20 protein-coding genes are annotated in these 20945 nt (G+C 27.6%); 16 read left to right on the top strand and 4 right to left on the bottom strand.

The genetic code is table 11. The features are described 5' to 3' along the window. Positions 1–126: 126 nt before the first annotated feature. Positions 127–1353, top strand: coding sequence for a BspA family leucine-rich repeat surface protein (locus AVBRAN9333_RS06250; RefSeq protein ID WP_336609618.1), 1227 nt, complete (start codon positions 127–129; stop codon positions 1351–1353). Positions 1354–1609: 256 nt separating this feature from the next. Here AVBRAN9333_RS06250 and tilS read toward each other — a convergent pair whose 3' ends face one another. Beyond that, positions 1610–2608, bottom strand: coding sequence for a tRNA lysidine(34) synthetase TilS (gene tilS / locus AVBRAN9333_RS06245; protein ID WP_214119894.1), 999 nt, complete (start codon positions 2606–2608; stop codon positions 1610–1612). Next, entirely contained in the window at positions 2598–3911 is a 1314-nt protein-coding gene (gene rimO / locus AVBRAN9333_RS06240) for a 30S ribosomal protein S12 methylthiotransferase RimO (RefSeq protein ID WP_214118089.1), read from the bottom strand. Before rimO ends, tilS begins: the two co-directional genes overlap by 11 nt. An 80-nt stretch (positions 3912–3991) precedes the next feature. Here rimO and prfB point away from each other — a divergent pair, with 80 nt between their 5' ends. From prfB to gltS, 10 genes are all read left to right on the top strand, one after another. Further along, complete coding sequence (gene prfB, locus AVBRAN9333_RS06235; protein ID WP_214118087.1) at positions 3992–5092, top strand: peptide chain release factor 2; 1101 nt, start codon at positions 3992–3994, stop codon at positions 5090–5092. Between the two features lie 23 nt (positions 5093–5115). After that, positions 5116–5553 carry a TM2 domain-containing protein gene (locus tag AVBRAN9333_RS06230; protein ID WP_214118085.1) on the top strand — a complete coding sequence of 146 codons (438 nt, stop codon included), beginning with the start codon at positions 5116–5118 and terminating at the stop codon, positions 5551–5553. Between the two features lie 67 nt (positions 5554–5620). Then, the gene (locus AVBRAN9333_RS06225) at positions 5621–6421 is read left to right on the top strand and encodes a DnaJ domain-containing protein (RefSeq protein WP_275591982.1); all 801 of its coding nucleotides are present in this window, start codon (positions 5621–5623) and stop codon (positions 6419–6421) included. A 9-nt stretch (positions 6422–6430) separates the two neighbouring features. Beyond that, positions 6431–7342, top strand: coding sequence for an SDR family NAD(P)-dependent oxidoreductase (locus AVBRAN9333_RS06220; RefSeq protein ID WP_214119891.1), 912 nt, complete (start codon positions 6431–6433; stop codon positions 7340–7342). Continuing rightward, positions 7342–8340 (top strand): [citrate (pro-3S)-lyase] ligase, encoded by a 999-nt coding sequence (gene citC, locus AVBRAN9333_RS06215; RefSeq protein ID WP_336609617.1) that lies wholly within the window; start codon positions 7342–7344, stop codon positions 8338–8340. The genes AVBRAN9333_RS06220 and citC overlap by 1 nt, the downstream gene beginning before the upstream one ends. A gap of 56 nt (positions 8341–8396) precedes the next feature. Next, positions 8397–8687 carry a citrate lyase acyl carrier protein gene (citD, locus tag AVBRAN9333_RS06210; protein WP_239802947.1) on the top strand — a complete coding sequence of 97 codons (291 nt, stop codon included), beginning with the start codon at positions 8397–8399 and terminating at the stop codon, positions 8685–8687. Further along, positions 8681–9571 (top strand): aldolase/citrate lyase family protein, encoded by an 891-nt coding sequence (locus tag AVBRAN9333_RS06205; protein ID WP_214118078.1) that lies wholly within the window; start codon positions 8681–8683, stop codon positions 9569–9571. Before citD ends, AVBRAN9333_RS06205 begins: the two co-directional genes overlap by 7 nt. 2 nt (positions 9572–9573) lie before the next feature. Continuing rightward, complete coding sequence (gene citF, locus AVBRAN9333_RS06200; RefSeq protein WP_214118076.1) at positions 9574–11118, top strand: citrate lyase subunit alpha; 1545 nt, start codon at positions 9574–9576, stop codon at positions 11116–11118. A 114-nt stretch (positions 11119–11232) separates the two neighbouring features. Beyond that, on the top strand, positions 11233–12105 hold the full coding sequence (locus AVBRAN9333_RS06195) for a formimidoylglutamase (RefSeq protein WP_214119888.1): 873 nt from the start codon (positions 11233–11235) through the stop codon (positions 12103–12105). After that, the gene (gene gltS, locus AVBRAN9333_RS06190) at positions 12102–13292 is read left to right on the top strand and encodes a sodium/glutamate symporter (RefSeq protein ID WP_336609616.1); all 1191 of its coding nucleotides are present in this window, start codon (positions 12102–12104) and stop codon (positions 13290–13292) included. Before AVBRAN9333_RS06195 ends, gltS begins: the two co-directional genes overlap by 4 nt. Positions 13293–13315: 23 nt before the next feature. On the opposite strand, the gene AVBRAN9333_RS06185 is transcribed toward gltS, so the two are convergent. Both AVBRAN9333_RS06185 and AVBRAN9333_RS06180 read right to left on the bottom strand, forming a co-directional pair. Continuing rightward, positions 13316–13675: a cupin domain-containing protein gene (locus AVBRAN9333_RS06185; protein WP_214118074.1), complete on the bottom strand. Its 360-nt coding sequence runs from the start codon at positions 13673–13675 to the stop codon at positions 13316–13318. 57 nt (positions 13676–13732) lie between these two features. Continuing rightward, positions 13733–14155, bottom strand: a complete 423-nt coding sequence (locus AVBRAN9333_RS06180) for a MarR family transcriptional regulator (protein ID WP_214118064.1) — start codon at positions 14153–14155, stop codon at positions 13733–13735. Between the two features lie 105 nt (positions 14156–14260). Between AVBRAN9333_RS06180 and AVBRAN9333_RS06175 the strand changes: the two genes are divergently transcribed. The 5 genes from AVBRAN9333_RS06175 to aldA all read left to right on the top strand — a co-directional run bounded on the left by AVBRAN9333_RS06175 (position 14261) and on the right by aldA (position 20830). Beyond that, a complete protein-coding gene (locus AVBRAN9333_RS06175) occupies positions 14261–15184 on the top strand; it encodes a hypothetical protein (protein WP_214118062.1) in 924 nt (307 codons plus the stop codon). Positions 15185–15252: 68 nt separating this feature from the next. Continuing rightward, a complete protein-coding gene (gene bla, locus AVBRAN9333_RS06170) occupies positions 15253–16110 on the top strand; it encodes a metallo-beta-lactamase (protein ID WP_336609615.1) in 858 nt (285 codons plus the stop codon). Positions 16111–16140: 30 nt separating this feature from the next. Next, a complete protein-coding gene (locus tag AVBRAN9333_RS06165) occupies positions 16141–16563 on the top strand; it encodes a MarR family winged helix-turn-helix transcriptional regulator (protein WP_336609614.1) in 423 nt (140 codons plus the stop codon). A gap of 710 nt (positions 16564–17273) precedes the next feature. Then, positions 17274–19223, top strand: coding sequence for a BCCT family transporter (locus tag AVBRAN9333_RS06160; protein WP_239802939.1), 1950 nt, complete (start codon positions 17274–17276; stop codon positions 19221–19223). A gap of 164 nt (positions 19224–19387) precedes the next feature. Then, complete coding sequence (aldA, locus tag AVBRAN9333_RS06155) at positions 19388–20830, top strand: aldehyde dehydrogenase (RefSeq protein WP_336609613.1); 1443 nt, start codon at positions 19388–19390, stop codon at positions 20828–20830. The last annotated feature ends 115 nt before the right edge of the window (positions 20831–20945 follow it).

The raw sequence follows: 20945 nt of genomic DNA, 5'->3' as shown, positions 1-20945 counted from the left end.
AACCAAATATAAAATTAAAATGAAATTCCTAATTCAAATTCTAAAAAAAATTTTTAAAAAATCACATATGGACATAATCAGGCACATGCTTATGATATAACTACAAAAAACTCACAAGGATAAAAGATGAAAAAATACAAACCAACCATAAAAGCCGAGCTAAAAGAGCTAGCAAATGATGAGAGTATTTATCTAGGTGATATTGATACAAGCCTTATCACTGATATGAGTGGGCTTTTTTATGAAAGTAGCAGAAAAGACTTTAGTGGGATAAACGAATGGGATACTAGCAATGTAGTGAATATGAGCGAAATGTTTGCAGGGTGTATGCATTTTAACGAAAAGCTTGAGTTTGATACCAAAAATGTAACAAATATGGAAGGAATGTTTTACGGATGTAAAAAACTAAATCAAGCGATTTGCCTTAATACTGGCAATGTAAAAGATATGCATGGAATGTTTGCTAATTGTGTTAGCTTTAATCAAGAGCTTAGTTTTGATACTTCTAGTGTAGAAGATATGAGAGCGATGTTTTTAGGATGTGAAAAACTAAATCAAGCGATTTATTTTAATACTAGCAATGTAAAAGACATGAGTGGGATGTTTTATGAGTGCAAAGAATTTAATCAAGAGCTTAGTTTTGATACAAGCAATGTAAAAGATATGACAAGAATGTTTGCTAATTGCGTTAGCTTTAATCAAGGGCTTAGTTTTGATACTTCTAATGTGGTTTATATGTGTGAAATGTTTGCATGGTGTAGTAATTTTAACCAAGAACTAGAGTTTGATACTAGTAAAGTAAAAAATATGAATGGTATGTTTTATAAATGTACAAATTTTAATCAACCGCTTAGTTTTGATACAAAAAATGTAAAACAAATGGTTGAAATGTTCGCAGGTTGTAAGAGTTTTAACCAAAAGCTTAGTTTTGATACCAAAAATGTAGAAGATATGAATTGTATGTTTTATGATTGTAAAGAATTTAATCAAAAGCTTGATTTTAATACAAGCAATGTAAAAGATATGAGTGCTATGTTTGCGGGTTGTTCTAAATTTAATCAAGAGCTTGATTTTGACACAAAAAATGTAGTAAATATGAATGCGATGTTTGCTAAATGCTCTAGTTTTAATCAATATGTAGATTTTGATACAAAAAATGTAGTGGATATGAGCGAGATGTTTAAAGATTGCACGAGTTTTGATAAATTTATTAATTTATACACAAATAGTGTTGAGAATATGTATGAGATGTTTGATGGGTGTGAAAGTTTAAAAACCTTGCCTGATTTTTATTTAGAATACTATAAAAACTACGATGAAGATACTGATATTATATATTTTGATGAATATTAAGGGAATTTAAAACAGGAATTTCAATTTATTAAAAAAAGATTTTATGAAAAAATATAATTTAAAAATAAAGAAGAGTTACTATAAAACAACAAATTTGCTTGAAGTAGATTAAATATTTTTTATTTATATTTTAAAAATGATTAAAATTGTAGTTATTGGTTTTAGTAAAAATTACTATAAAATCAGCAAATTAAGTATTAAATCATTATCTTAAATATTTAATCTTTACATAAAAAGAAATTCCTAAAATCAAATATCAATAATTATTATGAGTTGATTTTAGGTTTTTTGTAAGATTTATTAATTCATTTAGTTTTATATTATTTAACGCTAGGAAAAATCTAAGATTTTTTGGCACTTTTGCTAGTCTATAAGCGTCTTTTTGCTCCTTACTAAGCTTTGTAATAGCCTTTAAAAAAACCATAAAAAATCCTTTATAAAAGCAAACACAAACACAATCAGTCCTAAAATAAAGCTCGGCTTCGTTGTTTTTATTTAGCTGGTTTTTTAGCTCTAATTTTTGCTTTGATGAGCTTACAAAACCTAGTTTTTTAATAGCTTTATCTAAAGAATTTTCATCTTTACAAAAATAAATTCCTTTATAAACCAAGCTATCTTTACATATTTTACTCTTATCAAATTCTAAATATTTTAAAGTATTTCTTATGCCATTTGCGTAGTGTTTTACAAAATCATTTGCATAATTTAATCTAATTTCGTTTCTTTTATATTTGGTATTAAAATTACTTTCATCTTGAAAATATTCATAATTATTCTCATTTAAATACAGCATAATTTCATCTTTGCTAGTATTAATTAATGGGCGAATTATTTTATAATTTTTCCTTGTATCAATCCCGTTAAAACCCAATAGATTGCATAATCCCGCACCTTTTGTAATTTGCATTAAAAACCACTCAAACCTATCATTTAAATTATGAGCTACTATTAAATTATCATAATCTTGCATTAATTCATCAAAAAAATCATATCTATATTTTCTAGCATTACTTTCAAAATTATTATTATCAAGATTTACTTTTTTAGTAAAGATTTTTTTGTTATGAGCTTTTGCTAATTTTATAGCGCTTTGCTCTTCGTTATTTGAATTAATTCTAGTCTGATAATTCACAAGGCATAAATCAAACTCACAAAGCTCTAAAAGTGCATAAAAAAGTGCCGTGCTATCAGTCCCGTGTGAAAATGCTAAAAGGTTTTTTTTACCTTTTAGCTCTTCTAAATATTCAATTCTCATAGCGTCTAATTGCAGTTGCTATTAGTGTTTTTTCATGCACTTGAGTGATTTTACAAACTATTAAATCACCCACTTTTAGCTCTCCTATCTCACTTTCATTTATTAAGATTTCTCCATCTATATCTCTATCAAATAAAAGCGGCTTAGCACCTATAAAAAACTCGCCTTCGCTAGATTCTCCTAAACAACTTGCTATTATTTCTTGATTTAGCATTTTTTCAAAACTTGCATTGATTTTAGCATCTACGATTTTTTCAATCTTTTTTAGCCTACTTTTAATAGTATTTGCATTGATTTGTTGCATTGAGTAAGCGGCGGTATCTTCTTCTTTTGAATATGCAAACACACTAATTCTATCAAAATCAAATTCTTTAATAAACTCGCATAAATCTTCAAAATCTTCTTCACTTTCTCCTGGGTGTCCTACGATAAAACCAGTTCTTAAAAAGCTATTAGGAGCTGCTCTCATTTGCTCTAAAAAGCTAATAGCCTTAGCCTTATCATAGCCACGCTTCATAATTTTTAATAATTTATCGCTTGAGTGTTGAAGTGGCATATCAAAATAATTCACAAATACTTTTGAATTAATTATTTTAGTAATTAAACTAGGCTTAATTGAGCTTGGGTATAGGTATAAAATTCTAGCAGCCTTTATGCCTTCAATTTTTTCAATTTCTGAAATTAAATTCTCTAAACCATCGCTAATTTTTAAGTCTTTTAAATAAGAGCTTGTATCTTGAGCAATGAATGAAAAATCATAAAATCCCCTAGCAACTAAGCCTTTAACTTCAGCTACTACATCATCTATTGGGCGAGATTTTAACTTGCCTTTAAATGTAGGAATAGCACAAAAGCTACAGGTTTGATTGCAACCTTCAGCGATTTTTATATAAGCGTGAGTATTTGAGCCTGTTATTACTCTTTGAGTATTTGCGTCTTGTAAATATACAAAATCTCTAAATCTACTTTCACGACTTGCTATTAATTCATCAATTTTTGCATACTCGCTAACTCCTGCAAATAAATCAACTTCGGGTAATTCTTTAACTAATTCATCTTTGTATCTTTGCATTAAGCAGCCAGTTACTACTAAAATTGAGCCTTTTTTTCTAATTTCGTGTAGTTCTAAAATAGCATTAATACTTTCAATTTTTGCACTTTTTATAAAGCCACAAGTATTTACTATCAATACATCAGCTTCACTTGCTTCATTAGTAATTTCATATTCTTTTAAGCGACCTAGCATAATTTCACTATCAACTAAGTTTTTATTACAGCCTAAACTTTGTAAAAATAATTTCATTTAAATTCCTTTTAAAAAAGCTATTATCTTAATAAATTTTAGCTAAGATTTGCCTTTAAAATACAACTACGGAGCAAAATTTGGATAATTATGAATTTAGTGAATTATTAAAAGAATTACAAATAAAACTTGACAATATAGAAAAAATAATCAAACCAAACGAGGCAAAAGAAAGAATAAAAGAAATAGAAAAAGAGCAAGAAGACCCAGCATTATGGGCTGATGCAAAAAGAGCAGCCGAGCTTGGTAAAGAAAAAACTAAATTAAATCAATTAGTATCAAAATATGAAATTGCAAATAGTGAATTAGTAGGCACTAGCGAGTTGTTTGAACTTGCGGTGAAAGAAAATGATTATGAGACTTTAGAAGCTTTATTTATAGATAGTCCTAATTTAGAAGAAACTATTAAAAGTCTTGAAATATCAATGCTTTTAAGTGGGGAAAATGATACTAAAAACGCAATTATTAATATTCACCCAGGAGCAGGTGGAACGGAGAGTAATGATTGGGCGAGTATTGTTTATAGAATGTATTTGAGATTTTGTGAAAGAGAAGGCTTTAAAGTTGAAACACTAGATTATCAAGAAGGTGATGAAGCAGGGATAAAAGATGTTAGCTTTGTTGCTCGTGGGCTTAATGCTTACGGGTATTTTAAGGCTGAACACGGAGTTCATAGACTTGTAAGAATTAGTCCATTTGATAGTAATGCTAGACGCCATACGAGTTTTTGTAGTGTAATCGTTGCACCTGAAATTGATGATGATATAGAAATTGAAATTGAAGAAAAAGATATAAGAATTGATTATTATAGAGCAAGTGGTGCAGGTGGTCAGCATGTAAATAAGACAGAAAGTGCGGTAAGAATTACTCATATTCCAACAGGAATTGTAGTGCAATGCCAAAACGATAGAAGTCAGCATAAAAACAAAGCCACAGCTTATAAAATGCTTCGTTCAAGATTATATGAACTTGAAATGGAGAAATTAAACGATGGAAAAGATACAGGAGGAGTTGGCGAAAATAGTTTCGGACATCAAATTCGCTCGTATGTTTTAGCTCCTTATCAGCAAGTAAAAGACGCTAGAAGTAATGAGGCATTTAGCCAAGTTGATGCGATACTTGATGGGGATATTAAAAAAATGATAGAAGGTGTATTAATTGCACTTAAGGATAATGATTAATAGTAAATTTTTAAAGGCAAAAAATGACTGAAGAACAAATATCTTATCTTCAAGATAGACTAAGAACGCAGGATTTAGAAACTATAAAAGATAAGAATTTGTCTAAGAATATTTGTTTAAAAGATCCAAATTTAGGTTTTATGCTAGCGGCTACGATAGGAATTTGTGGTATTGATAGGATTTATAAGGGTGATTTTATTTTAGCATTTATAAAGTTTTTATTATTTTTTTCTTTTACAATTATTTTATTAATGGCGATGACTGAGATTAAAGTTGTAGAAAAAATTTATAGTTTATTTTTCCATCGTAGTGACGGACTTATTGCTTTTCTTTGTTTTTTATTTTTGGGATTTTTATTAACCATTATATATGTTATAGAATTATTTGCTATAGCAAATGGTATTCGCAAGGAAAATTACAAAAAAGTTTTAGCTTACATTGAAGGCTATGATAAAAAATAAAAATTTGATTATTACAAAGGAAAAACGATAATTTCCAAAAGATTTTAAGTGTTATAAAGGAAGAAAATTGAATATATTTTTATTATTAATAATAATTTTAGCAATTATAGGATTTATTACAGGTAAGGGTATTATTAGAACCATAATATCGTTTTTTGCGATAATATTAGGGACTATTTTAACGGCTATTTTAGGGCTTATTGGAGCAATTTTATTACCTTTATTTTTTAAAGGAAATATTTTAAATAATCAATTTACTAAAATGAAAGGTGGATATGCTGAATACCTAGTCGCACTTATTGCAAAAATAGCTAAACTTGATGGAGTAATTTCGCCTAAAGAAGCCGAATTTATAAAATTAATACTAGATAATAATTCTTATAATTTAGTTGAGCGTGAGAGATTAAAAAAGGTTTTTAAAGAAGCTAAAGAAAATCCAGAAAATTATAGGATAGTGGCACAAGAGCTTAAAAATAATTTTATTTTAAGCAAAAATGAAAAGCTTAATATTATGCAAAGTTTGCTTTATTGTGCGAGTATTGATGGTTTTAGTGAAAAAAAGATTTTTGCGTTAAAAGAAATTGCAGAGATTTTTGGCGTTACACAAGAATTTGCACAATTTATAAATTTTGGTAACAATAACAAACAAAATAATAATAAAATTAAAAAAGACCCTTATGAGGTTTTAGAATTAAGTCCTAATGCTAGTTTAGTTGAAGTAAAAGCAGCATATAGAAGACTTGCTAAAAAATATCATCCTGATGTGTTAAACACAAAAAATCTTAGTGAAAGCGAGCTAAGAGCAGGGATAGAGAAATTTCATGAGATTAATGAAGCTTATGAGATTTTAAAACAAAAATTAAGTTAAGGAAGTAAAGTGGTAGTTTTAATAACAGGTGTTGCAGGATATATTGGCTCAGCCACTGCATCTGGATTTTTAGAAGCTGGGCATAAGGTAATTGGAATTGATAATTTAAGCGGTAAAAACAAAAAAGCTATAAAAAATATAAAAAAATATTATGAAGTTGATTTTTATGAAGTTGATATTTCAAATAGCGAAGCTTTAGAAGATGTAATGTCAAGATTTAAAATTGATATGGTATTTCATTTTGCAGCAACTAGCAATGAGAATTTTAGTAAAAAAGATAATCTAACTTTTTATGAAAACAATATCATAAATCTTTTTAAATTATTAAAAGCTATGAAAAAATTTAAAGTTAAGACTTTAATATATCCATCAAGTATATTTGCTAATGTAGGATTGGAAAATACCTGTGATGCTTATGTTAAGACAAAAATCTTAGCTGAAAATATGATACAAGATTATGCTAGAAGCAATCCTGATTTTTCTTATGCAATTTTAAGATATTGCAATATTGCAGGGTATTATTCTAAGATATTTTTAGGAGAATTTGAACATTATTCAATTATTAAAAATATCACAAGAATTGCTTGCGGTAAGTCTGAATTAGGTCGTGATTTTAACTATGATGAGAATTATCATTTCGCACATATTGATGATATTGTTAATATTAATTTAAAAGTAGCTAGCGAGCTTTATACAACCAAAGAAAATATATGCACTACAATAGCTAGCAAAGAAAGTATAAGTGTAGAAAATCTAATCAAATTAGTAGAAAAGTTAAGCAAAAAAGAAATAGATATAACAATAGCTTTAAAAAATGACCATTGCGATAAAATTAAGTCTTGTAATTTATTAAAATATGAATTAGAGTATTCAATAGAAGATATTTGCAAAAATCAATTAGAACACGAAGCTAGGTTTTAATGTTTAGATATTTATTATTAGCTTATGAAAGAGAAAAATTAGAATTATTTTTAAAAAGATTTGATTTAAGATGCGATGAAGATATAGAATATGCTTTAGTTTATGAAGAAAATGAAGAGATTAAAGCAAGTGCTTGTATAAGCGGTAATATTGTAAAATGTATAGCAATTGATAAATCTTTACAAGGTAATAATTTTAGTGCTACTTTACTAACTCAAATTGCAGATAAATTAAGAGAATTAAATATAAATGAATATTTTATATTTACAAAGCCTTGTAATGTAAAAGTATTTGAGAGTTTAGGGCTTTATTTATTATGTCTTACAAAAGATGTTGCGTTATTTGAAAACACAAAGTTAAATTATGAAAATTATAAATTTGAACTAGCTAAACATTATAAAAAAGCAAAAAAAATTGGCTCAATTGTAATGAATTTAAATCCTATGAGTAAAGGGCATTTATATTTAATTCAAAAAGCCTTAAAGCACTGCGAAATATTGCATATATTTATTTTAAGCGAAGATTTAAGTATGTTTAATACAAAAGCAAGGCTTGAGATTGTAAGAAATGAATTAAAAGATTATAAAAACATAATAATTCACGAAAGTAAAAATTATATTATTTCAAAAGCTACTTTTCCTACATATTTTTTAAAGGATAATGCTAATGTTAATGAGATTTATTCAAGGCTTGATATTACATTATTTGCTACAAAAATAGCACCTATTTTAGGGATAAATATGAGATTTTTTGGGACAGAACCAAAAGATAAAATAACAAAAGATTACAACCAAAAAGCAAAAGAAATTTTAAAAGAATTTAAAATCAAATTCTATGAAATCAGTAGAGCTAGAATAAATAAAAAAGTAATAAGTGCAAGTAGGATTAGAAAAATTATTTTAAATGATAAGGATTATTTAAATAATAAGGAGTTAAAATCCCTTTGTGCTAATTCAACTTATGAGTATTTAAAAAACAATTTAATAACTAAAAATTAAGTTATCTTTGTAATAATAAAAGAAAACTTAAAAAATTTAATTAATTAGGAGATTTGATGATTACAACTATTGCAAGTGCTGGTTCATTAGAATCAGGCGATGTTTTAATTAGTGTAAGTCCTGCTAATGTGGGAAGGAAAATTGAATTAAATTCTAGTGTTTATAAACAATTTGGAGAACAAATATTAGCTAGCGTTAATGAAGTATTAGATGAATATGATATTAAAAATGTAACAATAAAAATAGAAGATAAAGGAGCGCTTGATTTAGTAATTCGTGCAAGACTTAAAACTGCTATTTTTAGAGCTAGTTTAAAAGATTATGATTGGGAGAGTGAATTATGCTAAATAAAGATAGACTTAGAAGAAGTATGATGTTCTTACCCGGAAATGCACCTGCAAAATTAATAGACGCACATATTTATGGAAGTGATTCTATTATGATTGACTTAGAAGATGCAGTAAGTATTTCAGCAAAAGATGCTGCTAGAATGCTAACTTATGAAACTCTTAAAAAGATTAATTATGGTTCAACTGAAGTTGTTGTAAGAATAAATGCTTTAAATTCTCCTTATGGAAGAGATGATGTAATAGCTATGGTTAGTGCTGGAGTTGATGTTATAAGACTTCCAAAGACTGATAATGCAAACGAAGTTAAAGAAGTAGATGAGTTAATAAGCGAAGTTGAGCATAAATTAAATCGTCCTAAAAAAACTTTAATTCTAGCAGCAATTGAGAGTGCTACTGGGGTTATTAATGCTTGTGAGATTGCAAAGGCAAGTGATAGATTAATGGGGATTGCTCTTGGAGCTGAAGATTATGTAACGAATTTAAAAACAACTAGAAGCAAACACGCAATGGAGCTTTATTATGCAAGAGAGCAGATAATTCACGCAGCAAGAAGCAATAATTTATATTGTTTTGACACCGTTTTTTCAAATATAAAAGATAAAGTTGCATTTGCTGAAGAAGTGCAATTTATAAAAGACTTAGGTTTTGATGGCAAATCAGTAGTTCATCCAAGTCAAATCAAAATAGTTCATGATATTTATACTCCAAAAGAAAAAGAAATAATAGACGCTTTAAAAGTAGTAAACGCAGCTAAAGAAGCGGAAAAAAATAGCATAGGTGTAATTGCAGTTGATGGCAAAATGGTAGATGGTCCAATTATTATTAGAGCTTTAAGAGTGCTTGAATTAGCTAAAGCTAGTGGTCTTTATAAAGGAGAATGATTATGTATAAAGTAAATGCAGTTAATAGAAAAATACCTAATAAAATTGCTAATTATAAAGATGTAGTTGTATATAGTGGAGAATTAAAACAACCAAAAGAGCGTAAAATCGGTGCAGCTATTAGAGTTGGCAAAAAAGAAGATAAATTAGTCTCAAGTATAAAAGACGCTATTATAAAATCAGGCTTAAAAGATGGTATGACAATAAGTTTTCATCACCATTTTAGAAGTGGAGATTATATTTTAAATCTAGTTTTAGAAGAAATAAGCAAACTAGGTATTAAAAATCTTTGCGTAGCAGCAAGCTCTCTTTCAACTTGTCATAAACCTTTAATTGAGCATATTAAAAATGGTGTTGTAACAAGTCTTCAAACAAGTGGTCTAAGAGAGCCATTGGGTTCTTTTATTAGTAATGGTGGATTAAAAACTCCTGTAATTATTAGAAGTCATGGTGGTCGTGCTAGAGCTATTGAAGATGGCTCACTTAAAATTGATGTAGCATTTATTGGTGCTCCAAGTTGTGATAAATTTGGTAATCTTAATGGTTATACAGGCAAATCTGCTTGTGGTAGTTTAGGCTATGCTAAGGTTGATGCTATGTATGCTAATAAAGTTATTGCAATTACTGATAATTTAGTAGATGGAATAAATCTTCCTGCTAGTATTGACCAAACTATGGTGGATTTTGTTTGTGAGATTGAGAGTATTGGCGATCCAAAAGGTATAGTATCAGGTGCAATTCGTTTTAATGATAATCCAAGAGATATTTTAATAGCTGAAAATGCTTTAAAATGTATATTAGCATCAGGTTTATTTAAAAATGGCTTTAGTTTTCAAACAGGAGCTGCAGGAGCTTCTTTAGCAGTAACTAAGCTTTTAAAAGAAGAGATGATTAAGCATAATATCACTGCTAGTTTAGGTGTTGGTGGTATCACTGCTGCTTTAGTTGATTTGCATGAAAATGGTTTGATGGATGCGCTTTTTGATACTCAAAGTTTTGATTTAGATGCTGTTAGCTCACTTGCAAAAAACCCAAAACATTATGAAATATCAGCATCTTTTTATGCAAATCCAAATCTAGTTACTCCAGCGGTAAATCAATTAGATTTTGTAATGTTGGGAGCACTTGAGATTGATACGAATTTCAATGTAAATGTAATTACTACTTCAACAGGTGTTATTAATCAAGCAATAGGCGGACACCAAGATACTGCTGAAGGTGCAAAAATTGCAATGATTTTAGCACCATTAATTCGTGCTAGAATTCCAATCGTAGTTGATAATGTAAGCACAATTTGCACCCCAGGAGCAAATGTTGATGTGGTTTGCACTGATTACGGAATTGCAGTAAACCCTAAAAGAACTGATTTGATAGAGAATTTCACAAAAGCAGGTATTAAATTATATACGATTGAAGAACTAAAAGAAATGGCAGAAAAAATCACAGGCAAACCAGCTAGTATTAAATTTGGCGATGAGGTAGTAGGCGTTGTAGAATATCGTGATGGCAGCGTTTTAGATGTGATTTATAAATCTTTACAAAATTAGGAATTTATTTCCTAATTTTATTACCAAATTACACATATTAAACTCAATTTTTAAGTATTTCTTGTTTATTTAATTAAAACAATTTAAAGTATAAGATATTTAAAGGAGAGTTTTATGTGGATTGGAAGAAATGATGGCGAAGAAAGTATTCATAACAGAGTTTTTAAATGTTTGAATACTTCATCTTCAAATAAATTAATAGGATTTTGTTCTAGTTTAGGTGTAGATAGAAATCACGGAAGAGTTGGTAGCGAATTAGCACCGAATATTATTAGAAAAAATATGGCAAATTTTGCTGTATTTGATGATTTTAGCTTTGATGATTTAGGTAATATTGATAATTTTAAAAGCCTAGAAGAAGCTGATGATTTATTATACGATAAGCTTAATTTAGTATTAAAAAATCAAGATTATTGCGTTATTTTAGGTGGTGGTCACGAAACTTCTTTGGCTGGAATTAAGGCTTTATTAGATAATAAACAAAATGTAGGTGTTATTAATTTTGACGCACATTTTGATGTGAGAATTCAACCCCAACACACTTCAGGCAATTCGTTTTATGAAGCTTATAAATACGCAAAATCAAATAATTATTCTTATAAATATTTATGTATTGGGGCAAATGCTTTATCAAATACTCAAGCTTTATTTAATACTATGCAAGATATGAATGCTAAATATGTTTTAGATAAAGACTTTGATAATTCAGCAAAAATTGTAAAAGAATTTATATTAGATTGCGATGTTTTATATCTTAGTATTGATATTGATGTGTTTTCTTTAAGCTATGCACCAGGTGTTAGTGCTCCTGCTGTTTATGGTATTAGTTTGCAACAAATTTTACCGATACTAAAAATTATTTTAGATAGTAAAAAAGTTGCTTTAGCTGATATTTGCGAGTTTAATCCAAAATATGATATAGATAATCATACTGCTAAATTAAGCGCTTATTTAGCTTATATTTTATTAAGAAAGGCTGTTATATGAGTTTTGATAGTTTAAGCGTATTGGCAATTAGCATTGGTGTTTTATTATTTGGAATGTTTTTAAAAACCAAAATCAATTTTTTAGAAAAATTTTGTATCCCAGCTCCTGTTGTTGGTGGATTTTTGGTAAGTATTTTAGTATGGTTTTTAACCTTTATAGATATTAATATTGAATTTGATAAGTCATTGCAAACTCCTTTTATGGTTGTATTTTTTAGTGTTGTAGGGCTTAGCGGAAGTGCTAGATTATTAAAAGTTGGTGGTAAATTGCTTTTAATATATTTAGCGTGTTGCTGGGTAATGGCTATTATGCAAAATACTATTGGAATTACTATGATGAATGCTTTTGGGCTGAATAGTTTATATGGAATTTTAAGTGGGGCTGTTGCTTTAGAAGGAGGACACGGAAATGCTATTGCTTTTGGTGGTATGGTGGAAGATTTAAGTGGTCTTAGCAATGCTAAAGTAGTAGCAATTGCAGCGGCTACTTTTGGTTTAATAAGCGGCTCTTTACTCGGTGGGCCTTTATGTAGATATTTAATACTTAAATATAAATTAGAGATAAAAACAAACGAAGATATACAAGATATTGACCCGCTAAAGCACAATATTCATCACGCAAGTTATCAAGAATTTTTAAAATCTTTATTTTTAATACTTTGTATTATGTGCATTGGATTTTATATAAGTTCATTATTTACAAAACTTAGCGGTTATTCTTTGCCAAGCTATGTGGGCGCTATGTTAATAGCAATGCTAATTAGAAATATAAATGATATTTTTAATATATTTAAATTAAATCAATACACAATAGATACTATTAGTGAGCTTAGCTTAGGAATATTTTTAACTATGGCTATGATGAGTTTAAAAATCAATGAATTAAGCGTGGTTGCTATGCCTTTATTGATTACGCTTTTTGTTCAAGTTGTTGTTTTAGCATTATTTGCAATATTTGTTGTGTTTAGATTGTGCGGGAAAAACTATGATAGTGCTATTATGTGTGCTGGATTAATGGGGCATGGCTTGGGTGCTACTCCTAATGCGGTTGCAAATATGAATGCTGCTTGCAATAGATATTCTTTATTCTCAAAACCTGCATTTTTGATAGTTCCTTTGTGCGGTTCTGTTTTGATAGATATTGTGGCTATTCCTTTGAATACTTATTTGATTAATATATTTGCTTAACTTAGGATTACTCCTAAGTTAAATTACTCTACTACGCCATCACTAAAAGTGTATTGGGTTAGAGAATTTTCTTTTGCTTGAATACAGATATAATTTAGTTTAGTTTTTGCAAAAATCTGTCTTTTTACACTAGGTGCAACTCTAATTATATCTCCTGTTTTAATTAAAATTAGTTCATTATCTAACTTTATTTCCCCATTACCATCTAAGATAATATAAACTTCTTCATTTTCTTTATGATAATGAACAAAAGGCACATTAGTATTTGCTTCCATTGTGTTAATACTTATTTCACAAGATGTAAATCCTAAAGCTTCTTTTAAATCAATTCTTTGAATATTTTTAAATTCTCCTAGACTTTTTACACTAAATCCATTACTCATTTTGACTCCTTTTTAGTTTGATAACGAACTATTTTTGCATAAAAAGTTAAATATATTTTAATTTTTTATGTTATTTAGCATTTTTTCTAATAATTCTTCTAAAAATAACTCTTCTGCTTTTGAAAAGTTTTTAAGTAATTTTTCAAAAACTATATTTGATACTTCTTCAAATATTGGTTTTAAATCTAAAGTTTTTTGAGTTGCTTTTATTAAATACATTCTACTATCGTTACTACTTTGGCTTTTTGTGATATATCCATTTTGTTCTAATTTGTCTATTAAAGAGCTAATTGTAGCCTTGCTTCTATGTATTTTTTGTGCTATTTGAACCATACAATATTCTTTTTCATCAAATAATATATTTAAAATATCAGCGTGAGAAAAGGATAAATCAAATTCTACTCTTTTACTAAGTTCTTTTAAAATTAATTCATTTGATAGTTCTTTTATTCTTCCCATTAAAAATAAGCTTGAGTTCATATTTTGTCCTTATAATTTTTTTTATTATATAAAAATATTAAAAAATTTATTGAATTTTTTAAAAAGTAAAAGATATTTTTGCTAAATTTAAAAAAAGGAGTAAAAATGTCTGATAAATTTTTAAAGAAATTTAGAATTTGTTTTGCTAGGAATACTAAAAGATTAATGTTAAATTACAAAAGAGAGTTTAAAAGGCTTTATTTTAATTATTTTAAATTATTAAAACTCGCCAATATATTTGTAAAAACTATGAGATTTTCTTTAGTTTTAATAACTTTTGTTTCTGTAATAGCTTATACAAAATATTATTTATTTGAAGTTGGGTATTTGCCTAGATTTGATTTTAATTTATTACTTACATTTGGATATGTGTGTTTTGTTTATTCTATTTTTATAGGGATTATTCCTTATGTTATGATTGAATTTGTTGTGCTTTTAGCTTGTAAAAGAAAAAAGTCAAATAAATTTGGCTTTAAAATTCTTAATTTTTTGTATGAAAGAGTATTTTTATTATTTGTAATTATAGTAATTATCATAATTGAATTAGTATTTTTAAGTTTAGTTCAAATATATCAAAACGAAAATGTAACTTTTCCAACGATAAATCATTGCTTAAATGTTATGATGGCTATATTTATTACTTTATGTTTTTTTGCATATTTTTTTAAAAGATTTAGTTTGATTATAAAAATTATTTGGATAATTTGCTCTATTTGGTATTTTTTTAGTCTTGATATTAAAGTTGTTAAATTAGCCAACATTGGTGGGTTTAGAACTGATATTGTAGTTAGTAAAAATAGTTTATATATGAGTTATTTTATAAATTATAAAAAGCTAGATATTAATGATTGTGATATTAAAAAAGGAGAGAAAAATATTTGTAAATTAAGCGATGGAAATTATGTATTAAAAGATGTATTGATTTTATCTAGCTTAAGTGATGTTGTTTATATAGAGCTTAATTTAAATAATAAAGCCCAAACTCTAGACTTTAAACAAAGCGAAATAGAAATAATTAATAGGTTTTAAGTTTGTTATTAATTTTTATGGTGTAAATTTAATACGCATACATATTAATTTTTAAAGAAAGGTCTAGTATGAAAAGATTTGCAACGATTTTATTTTGTGCATTTAGTATTTTAGGTGCTAATTTATTAGCTAATGATGACACGCCTCCTAAGGAGCTTTTACAATTATTACACGACCATACTCCGCTAAAGCCTACTAAGGTTTTTGATGATGTTTATTGTCTTGGGACAAAAAGCGTTGTAGCATACGCAATAACAACTAGCGAAGGCATAATTTTAATTGATGCTATGTGGGATAATGATGATGCAAAAGTGATTGAAAATGGGTTAAAAGCTTATAATTTAGACCCAAAAGATGTAAAAATTGTCTTAATTACTCATGGACATGGCGATCATTATGGTGGGGCTAAGTATTTTCAAGATAAATATAACGCAAAAGTTATGATGAGTGCTATTGATAAGGATTTTATGTATTCATACAACGAAGGCCCAAATGACCCAAAATATCCTAAGCCAACGATTAATCATTTACTAAAAGATAAAGAAATAATAAAGCTCGGTAATAAAGAAATTAAAACTTTCTTAACCCCAGGGCATACCATAGGAACTACTTCAATTATCTTTGAAAGCTCGTTTAATGGTAAGAAATTTAATGTATTTTTATGGGGTGGAAATGGAATTTCAAAAGATAAAAATCTACAAATTGCTTATGATAAATCTTTAGATGAGTTTAAAAAAGAGCTTGATAAAAACAATGTAGTAGCAAAGCTAGAATCACATTTATTTAGAAATAATGGATATGAAAAATTAGAAAACATTTATAATAATAATTTCAAAACCCATCCATATATCATAGGAAAAGAAGGCATAGATGCTTGGTATAAAGAATACAAAGGACATATAAAAGAAAAATTAGATAACAATTAATAGTTAAAATAGCAGTTGCAAGGAGATAATATGAATATAGGTATCAAAATCTGTGCGACTGCTAGGATTATTTATCAGCATTTACATAAATCATTTTTAGACTTAGACATTACACCTGAACAATGGATAGTCTTAAATGCTTTATGTAAAAGCCCAAAAATCTCACAAAAAGAGCTTTCAGAACTTACCCAAAAAGACCAAAACACCATAAAAGCAATAGTTGATAAGCTTGTTTTAAAAGACTTAGTTATTAGAAAAACTAATCAAAATGATAAAAGAGCCTTTATTTTAAGTCCTACAAAAAAAGCCAAAGAATTAGCACTAATTTGCACCAAAATAGACAATATTATGTTAGATAAAATTCTAAGTGTTTTTAAAAATAAAAATGAGCTTGATTATTTTATAAATAAGCTAGATAATATACAAAAGAGTATTGAAAATGAAAGAAATTAAAGAGATTTTGCTAAATATATTTTTATTAAATTTCATATAGATTTATCTAAAAAACTTTATTTTAAATTCTTAGCTTTACTAGGTATATTTTTTGTTTTTTTATATATTATTTGAATATGTTTTTCAAATTTCAAATATATCTTTTATATTTATTTTTCTTTATATTCTAGGCATTAGCTTGGTTTATAGGGTTAAGAAAGTATATAAAAATATTTTATTGATTTTATTTTTATCTTATCCTTTTATAAATTATTATTTATTAAAAAGTGAAGTTTTATTTTTAGGGTTTAATTTTGTATTTTTATTGTTGTTTTTATTTATAATGATTTTGCAAATCTTAATACCAATATAAAAACTAATACAAGTCAAAAATCTTTACTTATTAAGTTATTTATATTAGCTATTTTAATTCTAAATATGCTGATATATCAATCTTTTTTAAAATCTTATAATATTTTAATTTTAGATTTTTTAAGTGTATTTGCATATTATAATTTTTATTTTTTATTATTATCTTTTATAATTATTACATATATATTTATAAAAAATTTATTAAAAACTATATAAATTTTTTTGAAGAAATTGATATAAAAATTTTTTTAGGTTAATGGCTAATTTTTCTTTTATATAGACAAATTATGTAATTATCATCTAAATCTTGCAAATCTCATTAACTAAGCCTTGTTAGACTGAAAACTCAAGGAGAAAATATGAAGATAAAAACGAGTTTTTTACCCGCTGTGTTTGTTCCAAGCATAGTATTTATTGTAATTTTAGTTTTACTAAGTATATTTTTACCAGAATTTACAAGTAGTATTTTAAATAATATTAAAACTTCAGTTTTTACTAATTTTTCTTGGTTTTTTATACTTAGTGTTAGTTTTTTTGTAGGATTTATGGTCTTATTAGCTTTATCTAAATTTGGAGATATAAAATTAGGTAAAGATGATGATGAGCCTAGTTTTAGCTTTTTTTCTTGGCTTTCTATGTTGTTTGCTACTGGAATGGGCGTTGGGCTTATGTATTTTGGTGTGGCTGAGCCTATAATTCATAAAAAATCATTAAATATAGATGATAAAGAAGCTTTAATTCATACTCTATTTCACTGGGGAATTCATCCTTGGGCTATTTATGGGGTTTGTGCTTTAGCTATGGCTTATTTTGGTTTTCGTTATAAAATGCCTTTAACTTTAAGAAGTGCTTTTTATCCTTTTTTAAAAGATAAAATTTATGGATTTTGGGGCAATGTTATTGATATTTTGGCATTAATTGTAACCGTTTTTGGAATTAGCACAACACTTGGATATTCTGCAAGTTCTTTAAATGCAGGACTTGTTAATATTGCTTGGCTTAGTGATATTTCATTTAGCGAACAAGCTATTATTATATTAATAGTTGTTAGTTTATCTACTATTTCAGCTATTAGTGGAGTTAATAAAGGGCTTAAAATATTAAGCGAGATTAATTTGCTTTTAGCATTTTTACTAATGATTTTTGTATTAGTTAGTGGTGATTTGGTTGAGCTATTATCTGATTTTAGTTCTAATTTAGGGTTATATTTTTCAAATATAGTTGAGTTTAGTTTTAAAACCTATACATATAATAAAGATTATATTAGCTGGTTTAATTCTTGGACTATTTTTTATTGGGCTTGGTGGCTTAGTTGGGCGCCTTTTGTTGGCTTTTTTATAGCAAAGATTTCTCGTGGTAGAACTATTAGAGAATTTATATTTGGAGTTTTGATTGTTCCTACTTCTTTTAATGTTTTATGGTTTAGTGTATTTGGAAATTCTGCTTTAAAATATAATGAAATTTTAAGTAATTTTTCTCAAAGTTCTGAAAAGTTATTATTTGAGTTTTTAAATCTTTTACCATTTTCACAAATTAGCACTATTTTAGCTCTAGTAGTTTTAGTTTTATTTTTTATAACTTCTGCTGATAGTGGGATATTTGTTTTAAATTCTTTAGCAAGTGGTGGTAAAGAAAAACCTTATAAATGGCAAAGTATTTTATGGGGCATTAGTTTAATTGCTATTGCAATATCTTTATCATATTCTGGTGGTCTTGATACTATTTTAAGCGTTACTATGATAGTTGCACTTCCGTTTGCTTTAATGCTTGTAATTATGTGTGCATCACTACTTAAAGGCTTAATAGTTGATAGTAGATATTTTAATACAAGAGTTAGTAAGGCTAGTGTTTATTGGAGTGGAGATTTTTGGGAACAAAGGCTTGATTTAATCTTAAAACAATCTCAAATAAAAGATATGCAAGAGTTTTTAAACGAGCTTGTAAAACCTGCTATGCAAAAGATTTGCAATAAATTAAGCGAGCGTGGATTAAAAGCACTAATAAAAGAAGAAAAAAATAAAATTAGTTTAGTGATTAAAAAAGACTTATCAAAAGATTTTATTTATGGGGTAAAAATAGAAAAACACGAAGTAAATAAAACCTTATTAGATGATGAGAATTTGCCTAATTTATCAAAGGAATTTGAATATAGACCTATAACATTTTTTGGCGATGATAGACTAGGTTATGATATAAAATATTTAAATGAAAAAGAAATAATAGTAGATATTTTAAAGCATTATGAAAGGTATTTAAATCTTTTAGATGATAGCTCAAATGAAATATTTACAATGGGTTATAGAAAATAACTTTTATAGAATTTGAAATGCTTATTTCAAATTCTTTTTTAAAAATACTAAAGTGTTACTTTTTTTCACATTCTCGTAAAAAAATTAGAATTTTTTTTGAATATACAAAAATAATTAATATTCCTTGATAAGATATTTCAAAATCATTTAAAAAAGGAGAAGTTATGAAGAGTTATCAAATGTATATTGATGGTGAGTTTGTTACTGAAAAAAGAGAAATGGCACCTGTTTATAATCCTGCTACAAAAGAGCAAGTTAGTGAATATCCACTAGGCACAAGAGATGATGCTAAAAGAGCGCTTGAAGCTGCAAAAAGAGCGGGTAGAGAATGGGAAGCACTTCCAGCTATTGAACGTGCAAATTACCTTAAAAAAATCGCACAATTAATTCGTAGAGATAGAGTAAAGCTAGCTGATATTTTACAAGAAGAGCAAGGAAAAGTTAGAGGTTTAGCTGAAGTTGAGATTGATTTTGCGGCTGATTATTTAGATTATATGGCAGGATTTGCAAGAACTTATGAAGGAGAAATTATTCAAAGTGATAGGGCAAATGAAAATATCTTTTTATTTAGAACTGCAATTGGTGTTACGACAGGGATTTTACCTTGGAATTTCCCGTTTTTCTTAATAGTTAGAAAACTTGCACCTGCGTTTGTAACAGGAAATACAATAGTAATTAAGCCAAGTAGCGAAACTCCAAACAACGCATTTGAATTTGCAAAATTAGCTCATGAAGCTGGAGTTCCTAAAGGAGTTTTCTCACTTGTTAGCGGAAAAGGAAGTGAGGTTGGAGATGAGCTAAGCTCAAACCCACTTATTGGAATGGTAAGTGTAACAGGTAGCGTAGAAGCTGGAGTTAGAGTTATGCAAGCAGCTGCAAAAAATGTTATAAAAGTAAATCTTGAGCTTGGTGGAAAAGCACCTGCAATCGTATGCAAAGATGCAAATATGGATTTAGTAATTCCTGCAATTAAAGCAAGTAGAATTTGCAATAACGGACAAGTTTGCAATTGTGCAGAACGCGTATATGTGCATAAATCAAGATATGATGAGTTTATTAATAAAATGGCTGATGAATTTAGCAAAATTACATTCGGAAATACTGCAAAAGGTAATTTTGATATGGGGCCACTTGTAAATGAAGCGGGTGTTAAAAATGCTGATGCAATGCTAAAACGCGCACTTGAGCAAGGTGCAAAATTAGAAGTTGGTGGTAAGATTACTGATACTAGTGGATATTTCTACCCAGCTACACTACTTAGCAATGCAGACCATAAGAGTGATATTATGCAAAAAGAAATCTTTGCACCGATTTTACCAGTTACTAGTTTTGATACTTTAGATGAAGCAATTGATATGGCAAATGATTGTGAATACGGGCTTACAAGTAGTATTTATACAGAAAATCTAAACACAGCTATGAGAGCTTGCCGTGAGATTAAGTTTGGCGAAACTTATATAAATCGTGAGAATTTTGAAGCTATGCAAGGCTTTCACGCAGGATTTAGAAAGAGTGGCATAGGTGGTGCTGATGGTAAGCACGGACTTTATGAATACCTTGCAACTCATGTTGTTTATCTTGATTACAATACCACATTCAACGGCTAAAAATAGGAGCTTTTTAGCTCCTAAAATTATAAAATATTTTAATTTTAATTCAAATATATTTTTTAAGTTTATTTTAAATTAAGAAATAAATGTTACATTTGTTATTTATTTGTTT

The organism is Campylobacter sp. RM9333 (assembly GCF_020137705.1).
In the GTDB taxonomy this organism is placed as follows: domain Bacteria; phylum Campylobacterota; class Campylobacteria; order Campylobacterales; family Campylobacteraceae; genus Campylobacter_E.
The sequence above is the reverse complement of the archived record's forward strand: the minus strand, read 5'-3'. Positions and strand labels throughout refer to the sequence as shown.